Source organism: Dysosmobacter acutus (assembly GCF_018919205.1).
Taxonomy (GTDB): domain Bacteria; phylum Bacillota; class Clostridia; order Oscillospirales; family Oscillospiraceae; genus Oscillibacter; species Oscillibacter acutus.
This window is the reverse complement of the sequence record NZ_JAHLQN010000001.1, coordinates 3063109-3085246: the sequence shown is the minus strand read 5'-3', so window position 1 is coordinate 3085246 and position 22138 is coordinate 3063109. Positions and strand designations below refer to the sequence as shown.

General features: G+C 53.6%; 16 protein-coding genes. 11 read left to right on the top strand and 5 right to left on the bottom strand.

Annotation, left to right across the window (positions count from 1 at the left end; translation table 11 throughout):
* Positions 1–4: 4 nt before the first annotated feature.
* The 5 genes from KQI82_RS15055 to KQI82_RS15035 all read right to left on the bottom strand — a co-directional run bounded on the left by KQI82_RS15055 (position 5) and on the right by KQI82_RS15035 (position 8509).
* Positions 5–1459: a GntR family transcriptional regulator gene (locus tag KQI82_RS15055; RefSeq protein ID WP_216633497.1), complete on the bottom strand. Its 1455-nt coding sequence runs from the start codon at positions 1457–1459 to the stop codon at positions 5–7.
* Between the two features lie 38 nt (positions 1460–1497).
* A complete protein-coding gene (locus KQI82_RS15050) occupies positions 1498–4056 on the bottom strand; it encodes a hybrid sensor histidine kinase/response regulator (protein ID WP_241426732.1) in 2559 nt (852 codons plus the stop codon).
* Positions 4057–4122: 66 nt separating this feature from the next.
* Positions 4123–6066, bottom strand: a complete 1944-nt coding sequence (locus KQI82_RS15045) for a 5'-nucleotidase C-terminal domain-containing protein (RefSeq protein WP_216633495.1) — start codon at positions 6064–6066, stop codon at positions 4123–4125.
* A complete protein-coding gene (locus tag KQI82_RS15040) occupies positions 6063–8141 on the bottom strand; it encodes a diguanylate cyclase (protein ID WP_216633494.1) in 2079 nt (692 codons plus the stop codon). Before KQI82_RS15040 ends, KQI82_RS15045 begins: the two co-directional genes overlap by 4 nt.
* Positions 8138–8509: an Hpt domain-containing protein gene (locus KQI82_RS15035; RefSeq protein WP_216633493.1), complete on the bottom strand. Its 372-nt coding sequence runs from the start codon at positions 8507–8509 to the stop codon at positions 8138–8140. The genes KQI82_RS15040 and KQI82_RS15035 overlap by 4 nt, the downstream gene beginning before the upstream one ends.
* Positions 8510–9271: 762 nt before the next feature.
* Here KQI82_RS15035 and KQI82_RS15030 point away from each other — a divergent pair.
* The 11 genes from KQI82_RS15030 (at position 9272) to KQI82_RS14980 (ending at position 22127) form a co-directional block, all read left to right on the top strand.
* Positions 9272–10426, top strand: a complete 1155-nt coding sequence (locus tag KQI82_RS15030) for a MarR family transcriptional regulator (protein WP_216633492.1) — start codon at positions 9272–9274, stop codon at positions 10424–10426.
* A complete protein-coding gene (locus KQI82_RS15025; RefSeq protein WP_238074267.1) occupies positions 10407–10937 on the top strand; it encodes a hypothetical protein in 531 nt (176 codons plus the stop codon). The genes KQI82_RS15030 and KQI82_RS15025 overlap by 20 nt, the downstream gene beginning before the upstream one ends.
* A 233-nt stretch (positions 10938–11170) precedes the next feature.
* Positions 11171–11551 carry a fimbrial protein gene (locus KQI82_RS15020; RefSeq protein ID WP_368042492.1) on the top strand — a complete coding sequence of 127 codons (381 nt, stop codon included), beginning with the start codon at positions 11171–11173 and terminating at the stop codon, positions 11549–11551.
* Between the two features lie 5 nt (positions 11552–11556).
* Positions 11557–12267 (top strand): hypothetical protein, encoded by a 711-nt coding sequence (locus KQI82_RS15015; RefSeq protein WP_216633491.1) that lies wholly within the window; start codon positions 11557–11559, stop codon positions 12265–12267.
* A gap of 57 nt (positions 12268–12324) precedes the next feature.
* Positions 12325–13422, top strand: a complete 1098-nt coding sequence (locus KQI82_RS15010; RefSeq protein ID WP_216633490.1) for a hypothetical protein — start codon at positions 12325–12327, stop codon at positions 13420–13422.
* Between the two features lie 12 nt (positions 13423–13434).
* Positions 13435–16353 (top strand): VirB4 family type IV secretion system protein, encoded by a 2919-nt coding sequence (locus tag KQI82_RS15005; RefSeq protein ID WP_420908117.1) that lies wholly within the window; start codon positions 13435–13437, stop codon positions 16351–16353.
* Positions 16354–16450: 97 nt separating this feature from the next.
* Complete coding sequence (locus KQI82_RS15000; RefSeq protein ID WP_216633489.1) at positions 16451–16972, top strand: DUF5697 family protein; 522 nt, start codon at positions 16451–16453, stop codon at positions 16970–16972.
* 11 nt (positions 16973–16983) lie between these two features.
* Positions 16984–17646, top strand: coding sequence for a DUF6100 family protein (locus tag KQI82_RS14995; protein WP_216633488.1), 663 nt, complete (start codon positions 16984–16986; stop codon positions 17644–17646).
* 146 nt (positions 17647–17792) lie between these two features.
* A complete protein-coding gene (locus KQI82_RS14990) occupies positions 17793–18878 on the top strand; it encodes a hypothetical protein (RefSeq protein WP_241426731.1) in 1086 nt (361 codons plus the stop codon).
* A complete protein-coding gene (locus KQI82_RS14985) occupies positions 18838–20757 on the top strand; it encodes a VirD4-like conjugal transfer protein, CD1115 family (RefSeq protein ID WP_420908116.1) in 1920 nt (639 codons plus the stop codon). Before KQI82_RS14990 ends, KQI82_RS14985 begins: the two co-directional genes overlap by 41 nt.
* Entirely contained in the window at positions 20757–22127 is a 1371-nt protein-coding gene (locus KQI82_RS14980) for a S1 RNA-binding domain-containing protein (RefSeq protein WP_216633487.1), read from the top strand. Before KQI82_RS14985 ends, KQI82_RS14980 begins: the two co-directional genes overlap by 1 nt.
* Positions 22128–22138: the final 11 nt, after the last annotated feature.

Genomic DNA, 22138 nt, shown 5'->3' with positions numbered 1-22138 from the left:
AATTTTATTTCCACAGCGCGCTTCCATCGTAGACCTGCATTGCGACCTCATAATAGCCGAGCCGCCTGCACTCCTCAATCGTCAGCCGGTAGATGCTCTCAAACGCCTGCGCGGTTTTCCGGGAGAAGAGCTCATGAGTGCCGGCGGAAAGAGCCTCAACCGCCTCCGCGCACTGCTCATGGATTTTGCAGTTCACCGGCGTCTTTTCCGTGGTCAGCAGCCCCGGGATGCTGCGGCCGATTCGGAGGTTTTTTTGCAGCAGAGCGTAGATGGTGCCCAAGGCTTTGATCCCAAGATGCTTGGTGATAAAATCCAGGAGGATGGCCGGCGTGCGACCGTACAGATACTCCTCATTCCACAGGCGGCTGATTTCGGCGCTTACCGCCCGGACCTCCGGCAGGGTGATGTTTGCGGCAGCGCAAACGGCGGCGCCCTCCACGGTCAGCGTCAACAATTCCAGCGTGTCCAGATACCGCCGGACATGGTAAGCGATCAAACGGGGCGGAACCTGCACCTTCTGGATATCGTTTTGGTCCATTTCAACATAGATGCCGTCGCCGCGAACCGCCTTTACGACGCCCCATTCCTTCAAGGTCTGTATTGCTTTGGCGGTGGTATCCGCGCTGACGCCATAGATTTTTTGGAGCTCTTTGTGATTTGGAAGCCGATCTCCCCGCCGATAGCGGCCGGCGGCAATCAGTCCGACAATATCCATATATACGGCGGAATATCTTACCTCAGAGGCTTCCATCAGCTTTTCAAGCCGCTTTCTGCCAAGGAGGACAGCGGAGTCGGGCGCAAGATTGAAAGTCGGGGCTGTGCCGTCCTCCATTCCGTACAAGCCGGACATATCGTCAAAATGAACGCTTTCCGGTGCGCCGCCCGCCTCAAGGACCCGCATAAACTCCCGCACCTGCATGCAGTACCTGCTTCTGAGTGCAATGTCGTCGTGCAGCGGCCCCAGGTCGGTAAGCCCCAGGCTGTCAACGGCCTGTAAAATTAAAGAATTCTCGTTTCGGGCGACAAAAAAACGGAAGAACCGCTTGGATAATTTCCAAAACTGCGGTGCGCTGGCGATTTCCATATTGTCCAGAATCCTGCGCGGGATTTTCAGGTCCTCCTGCTTACAAGCCGAGATTCCCTTTTTGATCACCGGATAGCACAGAAGAACACCTGTTTTCAAGACATCGTTTGTGACATCCCTGTCTATTTTTTCAAGAGCAAGCATGGTCGTCCTGTGGCCGGCGGTTCGGCTGGCTCTCACCACGGGGCGTTTCCGCTGAGATGTTTCAATGAGCCCCTCCTTCTCCAGCATGGACAACACCCGGCGGACCGTTTTTTCTGAAGTGCGAAACTTTAGGCACAAATCGGCGCGGGAGGGAAGGCTTGTTCCCTCTGGCAGCAGTCCGCTCTCAATTTTGTTTTTCAGAATCTGGAACACCCTTTCATACATCAGCATCAATGGATCTCCGCCTTTCTCCGCCGCACATTCTGTTGTTAATGCCCGTCACATGGGCAAGGACTTTGCCTGGGTTCTGCCGGCCTTTTCAAAACCGCTGCGTAAGTACCGGTAATGTCATTCATCACAAAGGGCTTTGCTATGTGCGCATTCATGCCGCTGTCCAGGCATTTCTGCACATCCTCATGGAAAGAGTTTGCCGTCATGGCAATAATGATGGTGCTTTTGGCATCGGAACGGGGAAGGGCGCGGATGGCCTGTGTCGCGCTGTAGCCATCCATTACCGGCATCTGGATATCCATCAGAATCAGATGGTAGAAGCCCTCCGGCGCTTCGGAAAACCGTGCGACGGCCTCCTGGCCATTCCGGGCCTTGGTGACAATGGCTCCGGCGTCTTGCAGCAGGGCATCGGTGATTTCCAGATTGATCTCGTTGTCTTCCGCCACCAAAACCTGTGCGCCGGCCAGTATGTCGGACTGCTCCGCCTGCGGCCGGTTATGGTCCTGCCCCGCCAGTTTCGCCATAACCTCCGCAATGCCGGAGTGAAATACGGGCAGACACAAAGTGGCGTCTGCGCCGCAGCCTTCTGCGGCGTCGTCCAGCTCCTCCTGATCCTGTCCCGCCAGAATGATCTTCAGGCCGCCGCTGCCTGTATTTTGCCGGATATTGGCGGTAAACTGCCGCATCTCCCGAAAGACATCCCACGTTACAAAACACAGTTCGTAAGGGGAGCCGCTTCGCGCGGCCGTCTGGACCGCCAGCAGGGCGGCCTCCTCCTCAGATGCACAATCCACCCGGAAGTTTTCTTTCTCCAGCACTTCGGCAAGATGTGCTTTCGGTTCCGCGGCCTGATTTACAACCAAAACACGCTGGCCGCTTCCGCAGCGCTCCGCGCGTTCCCCCGCGCCATCGGGCGCAAAAGGCAAATCGACGGTGAAGACGCTGCCCACACCCACTTCGCTTGTGACGACAATCGATCCGCCCATCAGCTCCGCGAAGCTTTTGGTGATGGGGAGTCCAAGGCCGGTGCCGCCGTATTGACGGACAATCCCGCTGTTTTCCTGGATGAAGGCCTCAAAGATGCGGTCCATATTCTCCGGGGCGATTCCGCGGCCGGTATCCTTGACCTCAAAGCGGAGCCATATCCTGTCCCCATCCCGCCGCAGCTCTTCCACGCACAAATTGACCCGCCCGTGTTCCGGCGTAAATTTCAAGGCATTTGAGATCAGATTGGTCAGGATCTGATTCAGCCGAAGCGAGTCGCCGACCAGGTGCTCTGCAATCTCGCCGCGAAGGAAAATTTTAAAATCAATTTGTTTTTTGACCGACTGTACGTAGAACACAGTGGTCAGCATCTTCAGAAGCTGGCCCAGGTCAAACCGCTCGGAATGCAGCTCAACCTTGCCGCTTTCAATTTTGGACATGTCAAGGATATCGTTGATCAGTGAGAGAAGGTGTTTTGACGAAAGAGTGATCTTGTCCAGGCAGTTGCGCATCCGGCCGGGTTCGTCGATATGGTTTTTCCCGATCTCCACCATCCCAAGAATGCCGTTGAGCGGAGTCCGGATCTCATGGGACATTTGGGACAAAAAGTCGCTTTTCGCCCGGCTTGCCGTCTCCGCCCGCTCCTTTTCCATCATCAGCAGCGCATGGCTGCGCTTTTCGCTGTTCCGCAGCGCGAAAAAGAAGACCAGTACTGTGACAAGCACGATGCAGAAGATTCCCACGCCTACAGCCGCCATGAATTGACTCAAATAGACAATTTGGCTGTTCACTGTCTCATACGCCATGCTGGTCACCATGTACCAATCCGTTCCGGGGATCGGCATATAATACAGGTATACATGATGGGTTCCGATGTTCAACAGCGTCATGCCGCTTTCCCCGGCGTCGATTGCAGCGCGGAAGGACTGCAAATCATAGCCCCTGTCAAAGCTTGCCTGCTGCTCATATATGGTGAACAAATTGGTCCCTTGCAAAACCTCTTCTGAAAAGGCGCTCTTGATCACAAAGTCTCCATCTGAGGTCACGATATTGGTATAGGAGTTTGTCTCTTTCCTGCTGTCCAGACCAAGTTTTAATCCGATATCGGAAGCGTGGATCCCAACGATTACGGCGACCAATTGACTGTCCTGGAACTGCACGGGAGTCAGGGAGGTCCCAAGCAGGATCGTACCGCTTTCCCAAATGGATTCATTGACAGAGATCAGTTCTCCGGAGCCCAGCAGCAATTTGTCAAGATCGGAGATTTTTGACATCGCGGGCACAGCCCCCTCCGGTGAATAGGCAATTCCCTTGTCGCTGATAAAGGCGATATGGGCAAAATCATTGTCTGTGCGCGCCTGTGCCAAGAATTCTCTCAGGCTTGCTTCATCCGCCAGGTCATCCTTTGCAATCGCGCCCGTGATGGTGCGAATCTGGGAAAACTGGCTGCCCAGATTGGTTTGGAAATGGCTGCTGATCTGCGTGGTCATTTCCTGCAGATAAACCCCGCTGATATTTGTCACCGTGCGGTCTGATACGCCCCTGTAAATCGCCGTCGCAAACACGCAAAGGATGGCGACGATCAGAAGCAGCGCGGCAATAAAAACCAGCATGCCGCGCTTTTGATTCTTTTCAGTAAGAGTCTTCAAGGCCCCCATCCTTTCGCGGTCAAGGTTTGATTAGTTTTCCTGTGCCAAATCGCTGATTCTGCCTTCCAGGGCTGCATCCACGGCGGTATCCCGATGCTGTTCAAAATACTGTGACAGGGCGTCCCGGTAATTCAGCCCGGTTTCCTTTACAAGCGTCACAGCGCCCTTCGGGGTGCCGTCGTCATAATAATTGAGCATCGTGTATCCGTCCCCGTTCCCTTCGGCATAGGTTTTGGCGCCTGCCATATAGTCTGTCACCGCGACCCGGTAGACTGCGTTTCGATCCAGGGCCACCCCATCCGGCGTTGTGACAGCTGTAAGCCGGCTGCCGGCCGGTTTGCGGCTGTCAAAGGTATAGCGAAGCCCTGACACCTGCAAAAACCGTCCTCCGGGAAACTCCTCGGTGCAGGTGGATACGCCGTTTTCTATCATATCCCACAGGGTTTGCCCCCTCATTTCCAGCACAATGATCTGGTTATCAAAGGGGCATACCACCGCGAGATCTCCGCCATAGACCACGCCCTGATAGAAGCTGGCCCGGATTCCTCCGCCATTGACCACTGCAATGGGGGCGCCGGAGACGTCGGCAACGCAGTCCGCTATAAAATTGCCAAGTTCAGTTTCTTTACGGCGAACATTGAAACTTTCAAGCAGCAGATCACGGCTCATCATTCCGATAACCGTAAAATCATACTCGGACTCGTCTGTGCCCGCAAGATAGAATTGATCAATTGCCTGCAAGGCCTCCTCCGCCGTACAGCTGCCGGCCATGACGTTTCTTGCATAGCCGCCCAGGTATTCCACGGTTTTGCTTGGAAATAAAACATTGTAAATATAACCCGACTCCACATGCTCCTCCACACCGTTTGGAATCAGCTCCCCCTGCTGCTGATAACCGGTGAGGCAGGACTTGCCCGCTCCCAGATCCGCAATCAGAGCGTCCTGGCCATCCTGCGTCGAAAGCAAATCCAGAATGCGTTTGCAAGCGTCCTGCTTTTCTTCGCTTATGGTCTTATTTACGCCCATAAGGGCGGACGGAGAAAAGAGAAACCATGACGCATTTCCCTTGTCGCTGAGAAGCGGGAGCATGCGGTAGGAATAGGGCGCCGCGGTGCCGGCCTCAGCGGCTTCCCGGTTGCCGGCAATGCTTGCGCAGTATAGGGTGGAATCACCAAAGGCGGCCGCAAGGGTCCCGGTGCTCAAGCGCTGCGGGCAGAGGACAGAATTGCGTTGGCGGGCGATTGCGGCTGGGTCCATCACACCCGCGTCCACAAGGGCGTCTGACAGGGTAAAGCTTTGCTCCCAGGTGCCGGTAAAGGAGGCCTGCTTGCTTTTTAAATCCGCCAGCCACTTTACCCCCTCGACCGTCCCAAGAAAATCAGGCACCATGCTTCCCACATAGAACAGGCCCACCGATGTGTTGTAATCGCTCATGATGGAGAAACTGACGCCGTCTTCCCCCACGCCAAGCCCTTTTTCCTTTAATTTGGAAAGCGAGGCAACCAGCTCCGTGTTATCGCTGGGCAAGGCCAGACCGGCCTGCCTGAACAGCGTCTCATTGACCACATATCCGCTGTACACACCGGGCAGCGGGATCATATACGTTTTTCCATCTATCTTTGCGGAGGACATAATCGTGCCGTCATAGGCCGCGCTGGCCTTTGTATCGCTGATATCCAGCAGATACTTCTGCACCAGATTGGAATCAGGCTGCGGCATGATCACCAGGTCCGGCCCCACGCCTCTGTTGAGGCGCCGGAGCTGCTCGCTGGAATAGGGTGTAATCTCCACTTGCAGGGCAATATCGTCATAGGTGGACTCCACCAGGGTTTTCAGCTGCTGAAAGCTATTGGAATAAAGGACTTTTATCACGGTTTTTCCCTCCGGCGCCTGCCGGCTGCAGCCCGCCAGGGCCAAAAGCAGCAGGGAGACGCTCAGGATAGAGGCGATTCCCCTAACTATACCGGCTTTCATACAGATTCCTCCTCTGCGGCTGCCCCGGAAGGCATCTGAGAATGGGACGACAGGATTCCCCGCATGGAGCCGTCATAAAACCGCCACCGATTCCTCCCGTCCTGCTTACAGGCATACAGCGCCTGGTCCGCACAGAGAAACAGCTCCTCATAGACCGTGCCGTTTTGGGGCGCCAGAGCGACGCCGATACTTACCGAAACCTCAAACCCGCCGTAAGTGCCGGACACCGTATGGAAAATGCGCTCCACCAGCTTTTCGACAGATTCCTTGTATTCCATATAGAGCAAAAATTCATCGCCGCCGATGCGGGCCACAAGATCCGAAGCGCGGACGCTGCTCTTCAGCCGCTCCGCGAAGGCCTTCAGCATTTGGTCCCCATAGGAGTGACCATAGTTGTCGTTCACATTTTTAAAAGTATCCAGATCCAAAACCATCAGGGCGCCGGATTCTGTCTCTTTCAAATTGGAGAGGCGCTGCGCAATCTCGTCGTGCGCATAATTCCTGTTCAAAAGTCCGGTCAGATCATCGTGCCGGGCTTGCAGTGTGAGCATCTCCAGCGCACTTTGCTCTTCCTCGTTATCAACAAATTTGCCAATGATCTGTGTGGGAGGGGCGTCCTCATCCAACCCCCAGATCGGGCGGGCCACCGCTTTGTACCATCTTGGCTCACCCCGGACCGTCAGGCGATAAACCTGGCTGACAATCGGAGACGAGGGAACAGCGGCTTTCAGCCGCTCACAAAGATCGCTGAAATCCTCTTTGGAAAAAATCCGCAGCAGAGCAGGACTGCTCCGCGGATGCGGGATGCTTTCCTTAATGCCAAGATGGGACGCTCCCCATTCTGAGAGGATCAGCACATCAGAACCATAGCTGTATTCGAATTGGATTTCCTTCGTCATCAAGGCATAGAATTGATACTTGGTTCGTTCCTGCTCCAGCAGGTCCAATGTCCGGTCTGAGACGTTATAGCTGTGAATCGCGTCATATGCCAGAGTGTGAATGGAATCCCGGGTTATTTTACCTGCCGAACGGACCCTCACCTCGCGCTTCAAATACTCTCCTGCCGCGTTCAGGCAGTTGAGCAGCAGCGGGTTGAACGCCCCGCATTCTCCGTTCAGGATCATGCACATTGCCTGCTCGTGGGAATAAGCCGGTTTGTACACCCGCCTGCTGGTCAGGGCGTCGTAAACATCCGCTATGGCAACCACCTGTGCTGAAATGGGGATTTCATCGCCTTTGAGCCCGTCGGGATACCCGCTTCCGTCATATCGCTCGTGGTGCCAGCGGCAGATATCCCTTGCCACCTGCACCAGCTCCTCCTCCTGATAATATGTAAGGCCCTCCAGCATCTGCGCACCCAGGGCGCTGTGCGTCTTGACGATTTCAAACTCCTGCTTTGTCAATTTCCCGGGTTTATTGAGAATGTCTTCTGGAATTGAGATTTTGCCGATGTCATGCAGGGAGGAAGCGTTGGTAATTAGGGCGATCCTTGCCGGAGTCAGCTCATACTGGCGGCAGGTTCTGCGCAGCTGCTTGAGCAGTATTTCGGTGACGGTGCGGATGTGGAGCACATGAAGGCCGCTCTCTCCATTGCGGAATTCCACAATGTGACTGAGAATGTCCACCATGACCATATTGCTTTTTTCCTTATCCAGTATCTGCTCGGCAACAATGTTTTCCAGATGCTTCTGCTTTGCGTGGAGCTTGATGGTGCTGTCGACCCGGTGTTGTATTGCGACTTTAAAAAACGGCCGGTTGATATATTCAGAGGCCCCCAGCTGATAGGCGTGGTCGATGTAGGAAGAGGAGGTTTCCGACGAGACAATGATGACGGGGATATTATTGACCCAGCCGTTTCGATTCATGACCGCCAGTACCTCAAAGCCGTCCATGTTGGGCATCACAATGTCCAATATGACAAGAGCGATTTCGCTGTGCCGCTGGTCCAGACAGGCCACGGCCTCTTCGCCGTCGGACGCTTCCAGCACCTCGTAGTCCGGGGCTAAAATGTCCGACAGCATTGCCCGGTTGATCTCAGAATCATCTGCGATAAGAATTTTTGGCTTCTTGTTCATTGCGCGTTGCCTCCCGATGAGACAAGTAATTGGGAAAAGACCGCCTGCATATCCTGATATGCTTGCTCAAATTCAGCAAATGCCGGCCCAATACCGGGGTTATCCCTCCGGCCGCGCAGGGCCTCTGTAAGGGCGCCGGCCTTTTCGGCCAAGGGAGTAAGGCTCATATTGAGCGCGACGCCTTTGATGGTATGCGCTCCCCGGAAAGCGGTTTCGTAATCACGCTGTTCAAGGGCCACGCGGAGGGCCGCATGGTTCGGGTCTCTCAACAGCATGCCGACCAGCCGCAGAATCATCTTTTCGTCAACCCGATAACGCATATCCTCATAATTTCCGCCCAGCGTTTCGTAAGCTTCCCTGACCGTCATAGCCATACCCCTCTCAATTCAGAACGCACCGCCTGGCGCATACAACCAACAGTTCCCGTATTGCTTTTCCTGCCGCTGTTTTCGCCGACGGCATCCGGGGAGGCTGTGCGTGCCCCCTGCAATCTTGGAACCTATGCAGAATATATTATAGCAGATGGGGGGAAGATAATCAATGTTGAATTACAGCTGTCGGGAACGGCAAAAAAATCACTCAAATGCCGGTCCTGAAGACCTGCGTTTGAGTGGTAAGACGAGATGGGTATCAGCTGCTAACAACAAGAGGCGCAGAGCCTTCGCCGGAGACAGAAAAATCGATATATGCTTCCCGTTCCGACCCAAAAGCAAAGAAATTGCCTGTCCAGCCAGGAACCCTTGCCGAAGGCGGGGACTGGTAATGAACAGGCAATTTCTGATATGGCACGCCCGAGAGGATTTGAACCTCCGGCCTACCGCTTAGGAGATATGTTTGTCGAATTGCCTGCGATGTCCTCACATATACCGCTGTGCATTTCGACCATGCTGCGGCTATTATCCATATCTCCTATTGTGCAATACAGTCAACTCTCAGAGCCTTTTATAACCAAAGTAATCGTTAGCAAGAAATTAGCTGCGATATTTCAAACTGCAAATTAGCAGGCCATTAGCAAAAAATGAGGCAGATTTTCCTTGCGCGTGTTCGAATCCGTCACTTATTCTAATGGCAAAAAAAGCATATCACATCATGTATGCAAAAGCAATCATGCTTAGCAAAGGAGGCCACCCATGGCAGACTATCAGCTTGAACTCAGGCAGGTTGTAGATTATCCACGATGCCGAATTTATCGAGAATTTATGCAAACTCTGATTGCAGACCGGAGCATTCGCACAGGCGGATGCTCCGGTCTTTTTTATTATGTCGTTCTTTGCTCCTATGCCAACTTCAGAACCTCTTACCGACGCATAGATGGAATTTCATATACGGTCTATCCTGGTGAATGGGTTTGCTCCATCACCGATGTTGCAGAATGGTTTCGTGTCCGTTTCCATTATCAGGCATTTGCAATTCTAAAATCTTTGCAGGATCGGCAGCTCATTACATTTACCCGCCTCGGCCGCGGGCATATCGTAAAGTTCTCCATTACGGACTGGCGGCGCAATAACACCGCGCTCGATTATAACTGCCCATGCCAAAAAGATTCCGGTTTTTTCTTCATTCCTGTTTCAACGGCAACGGAGTTGATCTCCGCGGGACGCGCATCCGAGATGGATGTCATTCTGGATCTTTGGATCTCTGCGATTTATAAGGATCAGCAAGTACGCGGCTCTGAGATCGGGCCAGTTGTGTATTTCAGAAACGGCACAGGGAATCCGCTCGTCAATTACAGCGAATTATCCGCGCGCTGGGGAATCTCCCGTTCCAGCGTGGGGCGGCTGCTCAAAAAACTGGCCGATTTTGATTATCTTTCTCTGCTGACTTTCCCAGGCCGCAGCGGAACGGTAATTTACCTAAAGAATTATCTCTCAACCATGTTCCAAATTTCGGATGTCATGATAGACAAAGAGGAGGTTGCTATGTGTCTGAACCTTCGCGTATCTGTGCCAGATACCATTTCGCCAGAGTCCGGCTCAATTTCTGATGAGCAGATCTGCGTTTCAACAGAGCTTCCCAGCGTTTCAAAACCTCACATGCTGTACTTCGTTCGGAAAGTGCTGCGAACCCTTGAAGCGCAAGGCATTTCCTGCCTTTCATGCCCAAAATCCAAATATATGTTATATCCATTATCCGACGACTGCACGGTAGGAATAGAGAAAGGCACTATCTCAGCGGGACTTGCGATCTGCTGCGGCGCCGGCAGTCCGTTGTATCGGTTTGAAATGACGATCATCCCAAATGCTGAAGCGGAAGGAGCGTGCGACAATGTCAGGAAAGATGTATGAAAAACGGCCGGAAGAGGATGCCCGCTATCACGACACATGGAGACTGCTCAAAAAATATCGAGATGTAACATGGAGCCTGGAACTGTCTATCCGACAGGTCAAAAATCAGTTTCGCATTGATTATGATTGCAGCATTGAAGATTTTTTGGAGTCCATCTATATGGCAGGCGCGGATCTCGGCGGCACGGACATCGAAAATCATGCCAGGTGCATTGAGCGCAGCTACAAAATGCTGACCCTGCTTGAAAATTCCGTCAACCTTCTCCGCACGCACCACCAGAGCGGAGAGGTGTACTACTGGATTTTGTATTACTCATTTTTATCCCCACAGAAGCTGAAAAATGTGGAGGAGATCATTGAAGCGCTCCACCCGCATATCAGGGACATTAGCTTCAGCACCTACTACCGCCTGCGCAAAGCTGCCGTGGAAGCGTTAAGCTCTGTCCTTTGGGGATTTTCCGCGCAGGACACTTTGAAAACGCTGGACTGCTTTTTCCCGCCAGATGTGTGAGAGTATTTTGAAAGAGAATTGGGAGGAAATTGGAAGGGTTTTGCTATTGAACGCAAAATCGCCGTATGTTAAACTAAGTATGCTCAAAACTATAAACAAACCAAAAGCAGCCGCAGGAGGACGCCATTTTTGATGTGCGTCTTTTTTTATGCCCTTCTGCGGTCAATGAAACAGCATCCGGCTTTCGCTGGGTGCTGTTTCCTGCTTTTGGGCAACACAAGGAGGTAATGCTTTTGAAGCACAAGTGTCCGTCTCCCCGTATTGGGAAAAAGCCGCGTGGCAATATCGGCCGTTGGCTGTATGCAGCGTTTCTGACCGCCACGCTATCCGCGTCTCTCTGTCAGCCGGCTTCTGCCGCAACCGTGTGGGAGAAGGCCAATGAGATCATGCGGGATGTCTATACGCAGATCCTCGGCATCTCCACGATTGCAGCCATCGTTACGGCCGCAGTCGCACTGCTGATGATGAATTTCTCCCGCAGCGGCCGAACCGTCGATGAAAGCCGGGCATGGCTCAAGCGAATCATTATCACTTGGGCCGTGCTGAATGGCCTTGGCTTCATTATGAGCTATGTTACGCCCTTCTTCAGCGGCGGGCAGTGGACCGCCCCGTAAAAGCCATGGGAATTTTAGACGGTATTGTAGAGTGGATCGCGGAGCAGATCATGTACGGTCTGGATATGATCAACACCTCTGTTTTGGGGGCATTGGGCTGTGACATGAACACATTTCTGCGATATTTTCCCGCAGCGGAAACCATGTATAGCCTTCTGGTGGCACTTGCCATCGGGCTGATCCTGTTGGGCTGGGTCTGGAATCTGTTCAAGAACTACGGACTGGGCTTGGGAATTGAAGCTGAAGATCCGGTTAGGCTGACAGCCAAAGCGATCTTGTTTATTGTACTTGCGTACTATGCGGATGAAATCGTAAACATTGCGCTGACGATAGGCGGAACGCCTTATGCGTGGATACTGTCCTCAGAGCTTCCTTCTTTGGACTTTGCCAGCTTCAATTCTGTTCTGCTGACCATCATCGGCGTCTGTGCCAACGGCGGCGTTGCGCTGATTGTTCTGATTCTGACACTGATTCTTGCGTGGAACTACATTAAGCTGCTGTTTGAAGCGGCAGAACGGTATGTGCTGCTTGGCGTCCTGGTCTATACCGCACCGGTAGCCTTTGCCATGGGCGCATCGCAATCCACCGCAAATATTTTTAAGAGCTGGTGCCGGATGTTCGGCGGGCAGATATTCCTGCTGCTGATGAACGCATGGTGTCTTCGGCTGTTTATCACGATGGTCGGCACATTCATCTCAAATCCGCTTTCCATGTAGGAGGTCATTACCACGAAGAAATATCATAGAATCATTCCGCTGCTGGGCACCGTTCTTTTGCTTGCGCTCACCTTGGCGGTACCTGCGTTTGCTCTGGAGGAAAGCGATGTTGAAGCCGCAGTCAGCAGTTCCAGCCGCGAGGCCGTGACGGGGAATGTTCTGGTCTGGTTTCTCTGTGCGGTTGGCTTTCTCAAAGTCTCGCAGAAAATCGACAGCTTCATGGCAAGCATCGGCGTCAACGTGGGGCATACCGGCGGTTCCATGCTGGGTGAGGCGATGGTCGCATTCAAGGGTGTCTCCCTCGCTGCCGGCACGGCTGGAAAAGTTGTCGGGAACTTTGCCGACAGAGCCTCCAGCCGTGCCGGCGCCGCCGCATCCGGATCTTCCAGCTTTCTGCAAGGTGGTCTGGCCGGCGTTGTCAGTCGGAAAATCACCAATGACGCCGTAAGAACTGCGACGCAAACAACACAGAAAGCGTCTTCCGCCACCATGTCCGCCGCGCATCAGGCCACGGAGCGTACTGTAAATGCCGAGCGGCAGGCAGCAAGCGTTGTTCATCAGGCAAAGCAGACGCGCAGAGAAAGCGCTTCTCAAAAGTCGCAGACGGGCGTGACCCATCAGCAAATCGCTTCCAGTACCCGAACTGCCTCGGTTTCCTCACTCCGCAGGGAGTCGCAGCATTCCGTTGGCCTCGGCGGACGTATTTTTACCAACTCCATGCTGGAGGGCGGACGTTTTGCCAACGATGTGATCGGTATGGTCGCAGCCGGAGACCTGCACTCCACCGGCTCCATCACCGGAGAGTTTGCGTCACAGGCGTTGTCCTCCTACATGGGCATTACCGCTCAGGGAGACACCGCACCGCAAATATCCTATTCCGGCATTGAGATCGGCGGTGGGCGCATCACCGGCACAGAGTATTCTCCGGAGCATCCGGAGGGTATTCCCTTTGGAATGTACCATACCGGGCAATATGCCGCGCCGGACGGTGAACACCAGAAGGTCTTCTCTGCCGATGGCGTCCAATGGTACAAGCAGTATGCCGTTGATACCGTAATCAAGAAGCCCTTTACCGCACCGGACGGCGAAATCGACTATCATAAGGAGATCGTCAAGAAGATGCCCGATCCGCCGAAGCGGAAAGACCGGATATAAGGGAGGCTGTCTATGAAACCGGAAGAATTTGAGGTGTATGTGATCCCTCCCAACTTTATGGAGGGCGGCACACTCTTCGGCGGGCTTTTGAAAACCCGCAATACGATTGAGGCGGTCATCCTTGGCCTCGCGGTTGGTGTGCCGGTTTTGCACCTTCCGTTTTCCCTCACCGTCCGCGTTGTGATTTTATGCCTGACAGCTCTTCCGCTGGTGCTTCTCGCTTTGATTGGCGTATCCGGCATGAGCCTGTCCGCTTTTATCCGCCTGTTCTTTTGCTTTCTGCACAACCGCAGAATCCTTTCACGCGATGGGACGCAGGGCGGCAAAAATGGAAAAACGCTGCTGCCCAGCTGGGCGCAGCAGCGGAAAAGCGACTGCGAAGCAGAAGATCCTCCGCTCCCCAAAAGCCGCAGCCGATTTTCTGTTGATCTGAAGCAGCGCAGCGTGACGCAGTTCAAGACCTTCTTGCAGGAGGAAGAAGCCGTTCAGCCGCTCAATGCCCTGGCGGACTATATCCCTATCGAGAAGATTGAGCACGGCGTCATTTATACAAGAGATCACCGCTATGTTAAGGTTGTAGAGGTGGTTCCCGTCAACTTCCTGCTGCGCAGCGCGAGAGAGCAGCGCAGCATCATTTACTCCTTCATTTCCTATCTGAAAATTGCCCCGGTCAAGGTGCAATTCAAGGCATTGACAAAGCGTGCGGACATTAACCGGCATCTGGATACCGTCCGCAGGGAGCTGGAGCATGAGCAGGATCCGCGCTGCCGTGTCCTGCAGGAAGACTACCTGAAGCTCATTCGGCAGCTTGGCTCCCGTGAGGCAATCACAAGGCGCTTTTTCCTTGTTTTCGAGTATGAGCCGCTGCCCGGCACCAAACGCGGCCACGAGGAAGAGGATGCAATCGCTTCTCTGCAAACGGCCGCACGCACGGCGGCAAATTATCTGCGGCAATGCGGCAACGAGGTCATTTCCCCTGAGAACGAGGACGACGCCACGGCAGAGATCCTTTATAACATTCTTTGTCGCAGGGCCAGCAGTGAGCCGTTCTATCAGCGGGTGAAGTCCGTTCTGGCGGACTACATGGCCGCCGGGCGGGACATCAACACTATTCCCGTCAACGAGTTCTATGCCCCTGACAGCATCGACCTTACCCATGGAAACTACCTCTGTGTAGATGGGCTGTATTATGCCTATCTTCTTGTCCCATCAGATGGTTATAAAGCGCGCGTTCCCGCCGGTTGGCTCAGCCTTTTGGTCAACGCCGGCGACGGGATCGATCTGGACGTCTTTCTCGCGCGGCAGCCAAAGGACCGCATGGTCAGAAAGCTGGGGCAGCAGCTCCGTATCAACCGCAGCAAAATCAAGGAAACCAGCGACACCAACACGGATTTTGACGATCTCGACGGTGCGATCCGCAGCGGCTATTTTCTAAAAGACGGTCTTTCCAACAATGAGGATTTTTATTATCTGAACCTGCTTATCACCGTCACAGCCGGCAGCGTGGATGACCTTGAATGGAAGGTCGCGGAAATGAAAAAACTCCTGCTTTCGCAGGACATGGATGTACAGACCTGTTCCTTTTGTCAGGAGCAGGCTTTTTTATCCTCTCTTCCTCTGGTTTCTCTGGAGCGCCAGCTCTATGAGCGGTCTAAGCGGAATGTTCTGACAACGGGAGCCGCCAGCTGTTATCCCTTCACCAGCTATGAGATGTGCGATGACAACGGTATTCTTCTCGGCGTCAATAAACACAACAATTCTCTCATCATCGTGGACATCTTCGATTCCCGCGTCTACAAGAATGCCAATATCGCCATTCTCGGAACCAGCGGAGCCGGAAAAACCTTTACACTTCAGCTGATGGCTCTGCGTATGCGCCGCAAGGGAATTCAGGTCTTTATCATCGCGCCGCTCAAAGGGCATGAGTTTCACCGGGCCTGTTCCAACATCGGCGGACAGTTTATCTCCATATCTCCGGCTTCTCAAAACTGCATCAACATCATGGAGATCCGCAAGGCAGATAAGTCCGTGGACGATCTGCTGGATGGCCCCGGCGCGGAAAAATCTCTGCTGGCAGCCAAAATTCAGCGGCTGCACACGTTTTTCAGTCTCTTAATTCCGGACATGTCCCACGAGGAGCGGCAGCTTCTGGATGATGCCATGATCTGCACCTACGGGGTCAAGGGCATCACACATGACAATGCTTCTCTGGAACAGCCGAAACATCCCGGGCGCTATAAAGAAATGCCGATCCTGGGCGACCTGTATGAAATTCTCGCCGCCTCTCCGGAAACAAAGCGCCTTGCCAACATCCTGAATCGGCTGGTCAACGGCTCTGCCCGCTCTTTCAATCAGCAAACCAATGTGGCGCTGGACAATAAGTACATTGTCCTTGATATTTCTGAGCTGACCGGTGATCTGCTGACGGTGGGGATGTTTGTTGCTCTCGACTTTGTATGGGACAAGGCCAAAGAGAACCGCACGGCGGAAAAAGCCATCTTCGTGGACGAGTGCTGGCAGCTCATCGGCGCCAGCAGCAACCGGCAGGCCGCCGAATCCGTTCTGGAGCTTGCCAAGACGATCCGCGGCTATGGCGGTAGCCTTGTCTGCGCCACACAGGATCTCAACGACTTTTTTGCGCTGGACGACGGTAAATACGGCAAGGGCATCATCAACAACAGCAAAACTAAGATCCTGCTGAATTTGGAGGAGGAAGAAGCCCAGCGTGTCCAAGGTGTCCTGCACCTTTCCGAAGCTGAGCTGATGGAAATTACGCACTTCGAACGCGGCAGCGCTCTCATCAGCACAAATAACAATAATATTGCCGTGGAGATCAAGTGCAGTCAAATGGAAAAGGAATTGATCACCACGGATCGCCGGGAGCTGGCCGAGCTTGCTCAGCGTGCTGCGCCAAAGCAGCATCCATGCTAATCCGTACACAATACGCATTTAGGACGTATAACGCTCCACAATCAACAGCAATACGGCGATTATACGGCTTCAATACGCATAACGAGGAGATGTTTCAATGAAAACGAGGGAACAGATCTATGGGCAGGAAGCAGCCGGTATTTTGCGGGATGTTTCCATGTACCGCGCTCTGACGGAGATGCAGCTTTTGAAGCTCTATCCGCACAAGGAAAGTAAAATCCGAAATCTGCTGTCCTACCTGCAAAAGCAGGGCCGCATTGTGCAGCGCGGCGAGTATTACCGCATTCCCGCTGAGGTGGAGGAAAGCATCGATCATGGGCTTTCAAAGGCTGTTTGGGTTCTTACCGACTTTATGGAGCAGGTGGAATATCATTCTGTCAGTGACTATCCCGCAAAAATCATCTTTTTTGCGGATGGTGAGGTTTACGAGATCATTTACGCGGAGCCGGGTAAAGAGCAGCTTATCAACCAAATGCTCTCCACAGTAAAAGAGGTTCCGCCCAAATACATCGTTCTGATTGAGCAGCCGGAGCAGATCGCCGAGATCCACACACCAAACACCAGCGGCTACTGTACCGTCTCTTCGGGCGGCGATGTGCAGTATTATCAAATCGAATAAGGAGTTTTTTCTTGAACAGGGCCATCATATCACAAAGAATTACATCTATTCTGGCTGAGATCGAACGGCTGAACAATGCGCTCTATGCCATGAACACGACGGATATTCAGCGTTATCCCGACAACTACGAGGTGTTGTCCACGGATGCGGCGCTGCGGGCCGAGCGGATCACCTGCCGGTTGCGCCACCTGATCTATGCCACTACCAGCATCAAAAAAGAGGAATATCTGCGGTCTGCTGAAACCATGCAGGGTATTGAGATCAGCGAAAATGACGGCATTCTGGAGATCAAGCTCCCGTGCCTTCTGCCAAAGCGCAGGCAGCGCCAAAGCACGGAGTTCCTGTTGGATCCGTTTACCTCCGCGCTCTCCGATTACGCCGCCCACCACACCATGCCGCAATTTCAGCATTGTGTGGTCTGTTTTTCCCATATCTATGCGCAGGAGCTGCCAGAGCGGCGTATCCGTGATTATGACAATCTGGAACTGAAGCAGTTTCTGGATGTTGCGGCCTCCTTCATCTTGACGGATGACAATGGGCTGCTGTGCGACGCCTACAACACCACGGAGCTGGGCGAAAAGGATTGCACACGGCTTTTTCTCATGGACAGCACGCAGTTTCCGGCCTGGCTTGCAGAGCGCCAGAATGGTGTAAAAAGCATATCGGATTTTTGACCTTTTATGGGCGCTTATTTTCCAAGGTACAAAAAGCGCCCTGAAAGCGCTGAAAATACTGCGTTTTTTCAAGGCGCTCCAGCCGCAAAATTACCCAAGCTATAAAGCCCTACGGTAAAATATCGTACAAGGAGGCAGCACGGTTTATGCCTCGAAAGCCCCGGCAGCTGCCAGCTCAAAATACGCTGCCCTATCTTCTTTTGACATTAACCGCCCTCTGCGGTGAATACCCCATCCGTCAAATCAGCCACCTGCCGGGTGGTTCCGCATACCTCGAAAATGTCGTTACCGCTCTCCGGCGAGATGGGCTGCTGCGTACCTTCTCCAAAGACGGCCTGCGTGGACTTCGGCTCACCTCGTCAGCCAAACGGCTGCTGTTGGCTGATGCTCCCGAATGGTTTTCAGCCTACCTGACCGGCAGCTCTGAGCCAAACAAGCTCAAAAGCGAAATTCCCAGACGGCTCCGGCTTCACCGGATGGCTGAGATCCTGACCATCATGCACAACGCTGGCATTCCGGCCTTTCCATGGGAAAAGGCTCCTTTTTCCGCTGCCAGCCAAAGTGCGGCAATCCCCGCCTATTACACCTCCAGAGAGGTCAAAGAGATCGGCCCGCAAGGGGTGAAAATCAAAAGTTCACGCGCAACCGGCATCCTGCTGACGGATGGCGGTATTTTTTTGACCTATAACACCGCCAAAGCGCAGATGAAATGGGAGTACAAGGCTGAACTGCGGTTCAAAGCTCTGCTGCAAACCGAAGGGGTCATGCCCGATGCGGAGATTTCCGGGATCGTGTTCGGCTCCACCATGGAACAACTTTCTATCCTGACGCAGCCGGACGCGCACAGCTATTTCCTGCTGGATGGCAGCTTTCCGCATTTCTACTATCTGACCAATGACCGTTATGGCGAAGCGATCCTTCGCCTCTTATGCGACACGCAGCAGCGCAGGACGCTCGATGCAATCCTTGCAGACGGGCTCCATGAGGGGATACCAAATTGGCGCGTCGAGAACGACGCCATTGACAGCGAGGGGAATCCTGTTCTATTCGCCTACACCTGTGATTTTCCTCGCATCCGGCGTTTCGATACCGCGCTGGAGCTGCACGGAATGACGGGGACATTGATCTGCTTCGATTACCAGGAAGAAGCCTTGCGGGAGATCTGCGGGCAGTGTGTGATGCTGCAAAGCATTGATTTTCAACAGTTTGAAAGGAGCGTGCTCTATTCCTAAAAAGAAGCTGATTCAGCTTTTTATTATCATTCCAATCGCTGCGCTGGCGCTGCTCTATGGGAGCGGCTACCTCTCGCAGCTTTTTTCCAATTACCGTGCATGGCAGGAGGCCGGCGCCGTGTTTGGGACGTCTCCCGCATTCCCGGACGCCGGATTCTTTCCCTGCCTTGCGGCAGCCTTCCACTTTCCGTATGGGCTGTATGGCCTCGGCCTCTGCATCGGTGCGCTGGCGCTGCTGATCCTCATGGTCATGCGGATGGGCTACAGCGAAGGCGGCGAATACGACCGGCGGCGCAACCTGGTCTATTCCAACAAGGGAACCTATGGCACCGCAGGGTTTATGTCCCGCAAGGAGCTGGCGGGGGTGCTTGACCTTGTTCCGGATATTCGCAAGCATTCCGGCACGATTCTCGGCGAGCTGGATCATCAGGTCATTTGTATTCCTCCAAAGACTCGATTTAACGGGAATCTTGCGGTTTACGGCGCCAGCGGCTCCAAGAAGACAAGAGCCTTTTGCGTCAACATGATTCTCCAATGCGCAGCGCGGAAGTCAAGCCTTGTGATCTGTGATCCAAAGTCCGAATTATACGAAAAGACCAGCGAATATCTGCGGGATCAGGGCTACACCGTCCGTGTGTTCAATCTGGTCACACCATCAGCCTCCGATTCATGGAATTGTCTTGCGGAGGTCGGCGGTCAGGAATTGATGGCCCAGCTTTTTTGTGACGTCATCATCAAGAATACCGGCGGCGAGGAACGCGACCACTTCTGGGACAGCGCAGAAATGAATCTGCTCAAAGCACTGGTCCTCTATGTTTCCATCAGCTACCCCAAGAAAAAGCAAAATATCGGCGAGGTGTATCAGTTGATTGCCGCCAGCTCCGAACAGGAGTTGAACGCGCTTTTTGGCGTTCTTCCGGTTACGCATCCTGCCAAAGCGCCATACAGCATTTTCAAGCAGGCGTCGGAGAGTGTGCGCGGCGGCGTTATCATCGGGCTCGGCTCCAGACTGCAGGTTTTCCAAAACCGGGATATTCGCAACATCACATCCTACAACGAGATCGATCTGGAACTCCCGGGAAAGCAGCCATGCGCGTATTACTGCATTACCAGCGATCAGGACAGCACTTTTGATTTCCTCTCCTCGCTGTTTCTTTCCTTTGTGTTTATCCGCCTGGTTCGCTATGCGGACGAACATTGTCCTGGCGGGGCGCTCCCGGTTCCTGTTCATGTACTTGGTGAAGAGCTGTGTGCCTGTGGAGTGATCCCAGATCTATCGAGAAAAATTTCGGTCATTCGTTCCAGAAACCTGTCCATGTCATGTGTGTTCCAGAACTTAGCTGGCCTTCAGAACCGCTATCCCTACAACCAGTGGCAGGAAATTCTGGGCAACTGCGATGTGCAGCTTTTTCTTGGCTGTACAGATGCTCTGACGGCGGAATTTATTTCTGACCGGACCGGCGAGGCCAGTATCTCTGTCACCAGTAAAGCCAAACAGCTCGGAACATGGCGTGTATCCAATTACACGCCTGAATACCGGGAAACCAGCGGTGTCGGCCGGCGCAAGCTGATGACCATGGACGAGGTGCTGCGTATGAATATTGATAAAGCCCTGATCCTCATTCGGGGCAAGAATGTACTGGAGGTGGATAAGTACGACTATTCCAAACATCCCGAGGCGAAGAAGCTGCGGTCGAGCAAGGCCGCCTCCCATGTCCCTGCATGGCGGGCAAATCAGCCGCAGGAAAAGCAAACTCCATCGGCGCAGCCATCTCAGGCAGCGGAAAAGAAGCCGGCGCAAAAGAAAAAGCCTGCGTCGGCTGAAAAAGTCGTTGCCGTAACCAAAGAATCCATTATGAAGAAAAAGGAGGATACTTAATGCCCAAGAAAAAAACGATCCCGCCCCCTGATGATTTCTCCTCAGAGTTCATGGAAACCGAATCCGCCAAAGAACTTTCTGAGCAGCAGGTGGAGGCCGCCGGCAGCGACAACACGGAAACTCCGCTGGCAGGACCCCCGGAAGTTGATCTCGGCTCCGGCGATGTGAGCGGCACAGCAGATGTTGAGGAAAACGAGCCGGATGCCGAAAACACCGCTGATGTCGCAGATACTGTCCCTGTTTCCGATGAAAAGGCTGAGGACCCGGAGTACGACAGCATTTTACAGGAGCTGAACAGCAGCACTCCGGCACCCCTTGACAGCAGCGGCGAAAATGCTCTGGATGCGCTTTTGCTGGAAGGAAATGCGGAAAATGCTCCGCTCACTGAAGATGAAACGGAATCCGCAGATGGTGAAGCTGCTCCGCAGTCCACTGCACCTCCCGCACCTGCCGGACGCCGTGACTCCTACATTCTGACCGTTGATGCAAAAGACCGTATCGAAACGGAAGAAGAACGCCGTGAGGTCATCTGGCATGAGATCAAGACCTCGCATATTGCCGGTCGTATTTTGACCGGAACGCTGGATGGCGTGGAGCAGCCCCCTTCCGGCCGTACTATCGTTGTCGTTGACTACAAGGGTTATCGCATTGCGATTCCGCTGAAAGAAATGATGCTCTATTCCGGGCCCGTTCCGTATGGGGCGAAATACAAGCCGTTTATGGAGCGGATGAACAGTATCCTTGCAACCATGCTCACCGCGGAGATTGATTTCATCGTCCGGGGTCTGGATAACACCGCCCGCAGCGTTGTGGCAAGCCGAAAGGCCGCCATGCTCCGTAAGCGTCAGACCTTCTATCTGGACACCAACGAAGATGGCGTCCCCATGATCTATGAAGGGCGCGTCGTACAGGCGCGCGTCATTGGCGTTGCGGAAAAAGTCCTGCGTGTGGAAGTGTTTGGCGTGGAGTGTACGATTTTCGCCCGTGATCTGTCTGCCGCATGGTTCGGTGACGCCCGCGAGTATTACAGCGTCGGCGACCGTGTTCTTGTCCGTGTGCTCACCATTGACCGCGACGACATCAACCATATTTCCATCACAGCAGATATCCGCAGCGTTTCGTCCGCCGCTAACCAGAGCAATCTGGATAAATGCGTCCTGCAGGGCAAATATGCCGGCAGAGTGACCGATGTGCGGCACGGCGTTGTGTTCATCCGGCTCAACAACGGTGTCAACGCGGTTGCCCACACCTGCTATGACCGGCGAATGCCTGGGAAAAAAGACGACGTCAGCTTTGCCGTTACCCGTCTGGATGAGGAACGCGGCATCGCCGTCGGCATCATCACCAGAATCATCAAACAGAATTTGTAAAAAAGGAGAGG

Coding starts and splice junctions, on each gene's coding strand:
- KQI82_RS15055 (WP_216633497.1), bottom strand. CDS start 1,459: ATGCTGATGTATGAAAGGGTGTTCCAGATTCTGAAAAACAAAATTGAG.
- KQI82_RS15050 (WP_241426732.1), bottom strand. CDS start 4,056: ATGCTGGTTTTTATTGCCGCGCTGCTTCTGATCGTCGCCATCCTTTGC.
- KQI82_RS15045 (WP_216633495.1), bottom strand. CDS start 6,066: ATGAAAGCCGGTATAGTTAGGGGAATCGCCTCTATCCTGAGCGTCTCC.
- KQI82_RS15040 (WP_216633494.1), bottom strand. CDS start 8,141: ATGAACAAGAAGCCAAAAATTCTTATCGCAGATGATTCTGAGATCAAC.
- KQI82_RS15035 (WP_216633493.1), bottom strand. CDS start 8,509: ATGACGGTCAGGGAAGCTTACGAAACGCTGGGCGGAAATTATGAGGAT.
- KQI82_RS15030 (WP_216633492.1), top strand. CDS start 9,272: ATGGCAGACTATCAGCTTGAACTCAGGCAGGTTGTAGATTATCCACGA.
- KQI82_RS15025 (WP_238074267.1), top strand. CDS start 10,407: ATGTCAGGAAAGATGTATGAAAAACGGCCGGAAGAGGATGCCCGCTAT.
- KQI82_RS15015 (WP_216633491.1), top strand. CDS start 11,557: ATGGGAATTTTAGACGGTATTGTAGAGTGGATCGCGGAGCAGATCATG.
- KQI82_RS15005 (WP_420908117.1), top strand. CDS start 13,435: ATGAAACCGGAAGAATTTGAGGTGTATGTGATCCCTCCCAACTTTATG.
- KQI82_RS15000 (WP_216633489.1), top strand. CDS start 16,451: ATGAAAACGAGGGAACAGATCTATGGGCAGGAAGCAGCCGGTATTTTG.
- KQI82_RS14990 (WP_241426731.1), top strand. CDS start 17,793: ATGCCTCGAAAGCCCCGGCAGCTGCCAGCTCAAAATACGCTGCCCTAT.
- KQI82_RS14980 (WP_216633487.1), top strand. CDS start 20,757: ATGCCCAAGAAAAAAACGATCCCGCCCCCTGATGATTTCTCCTCAGAG.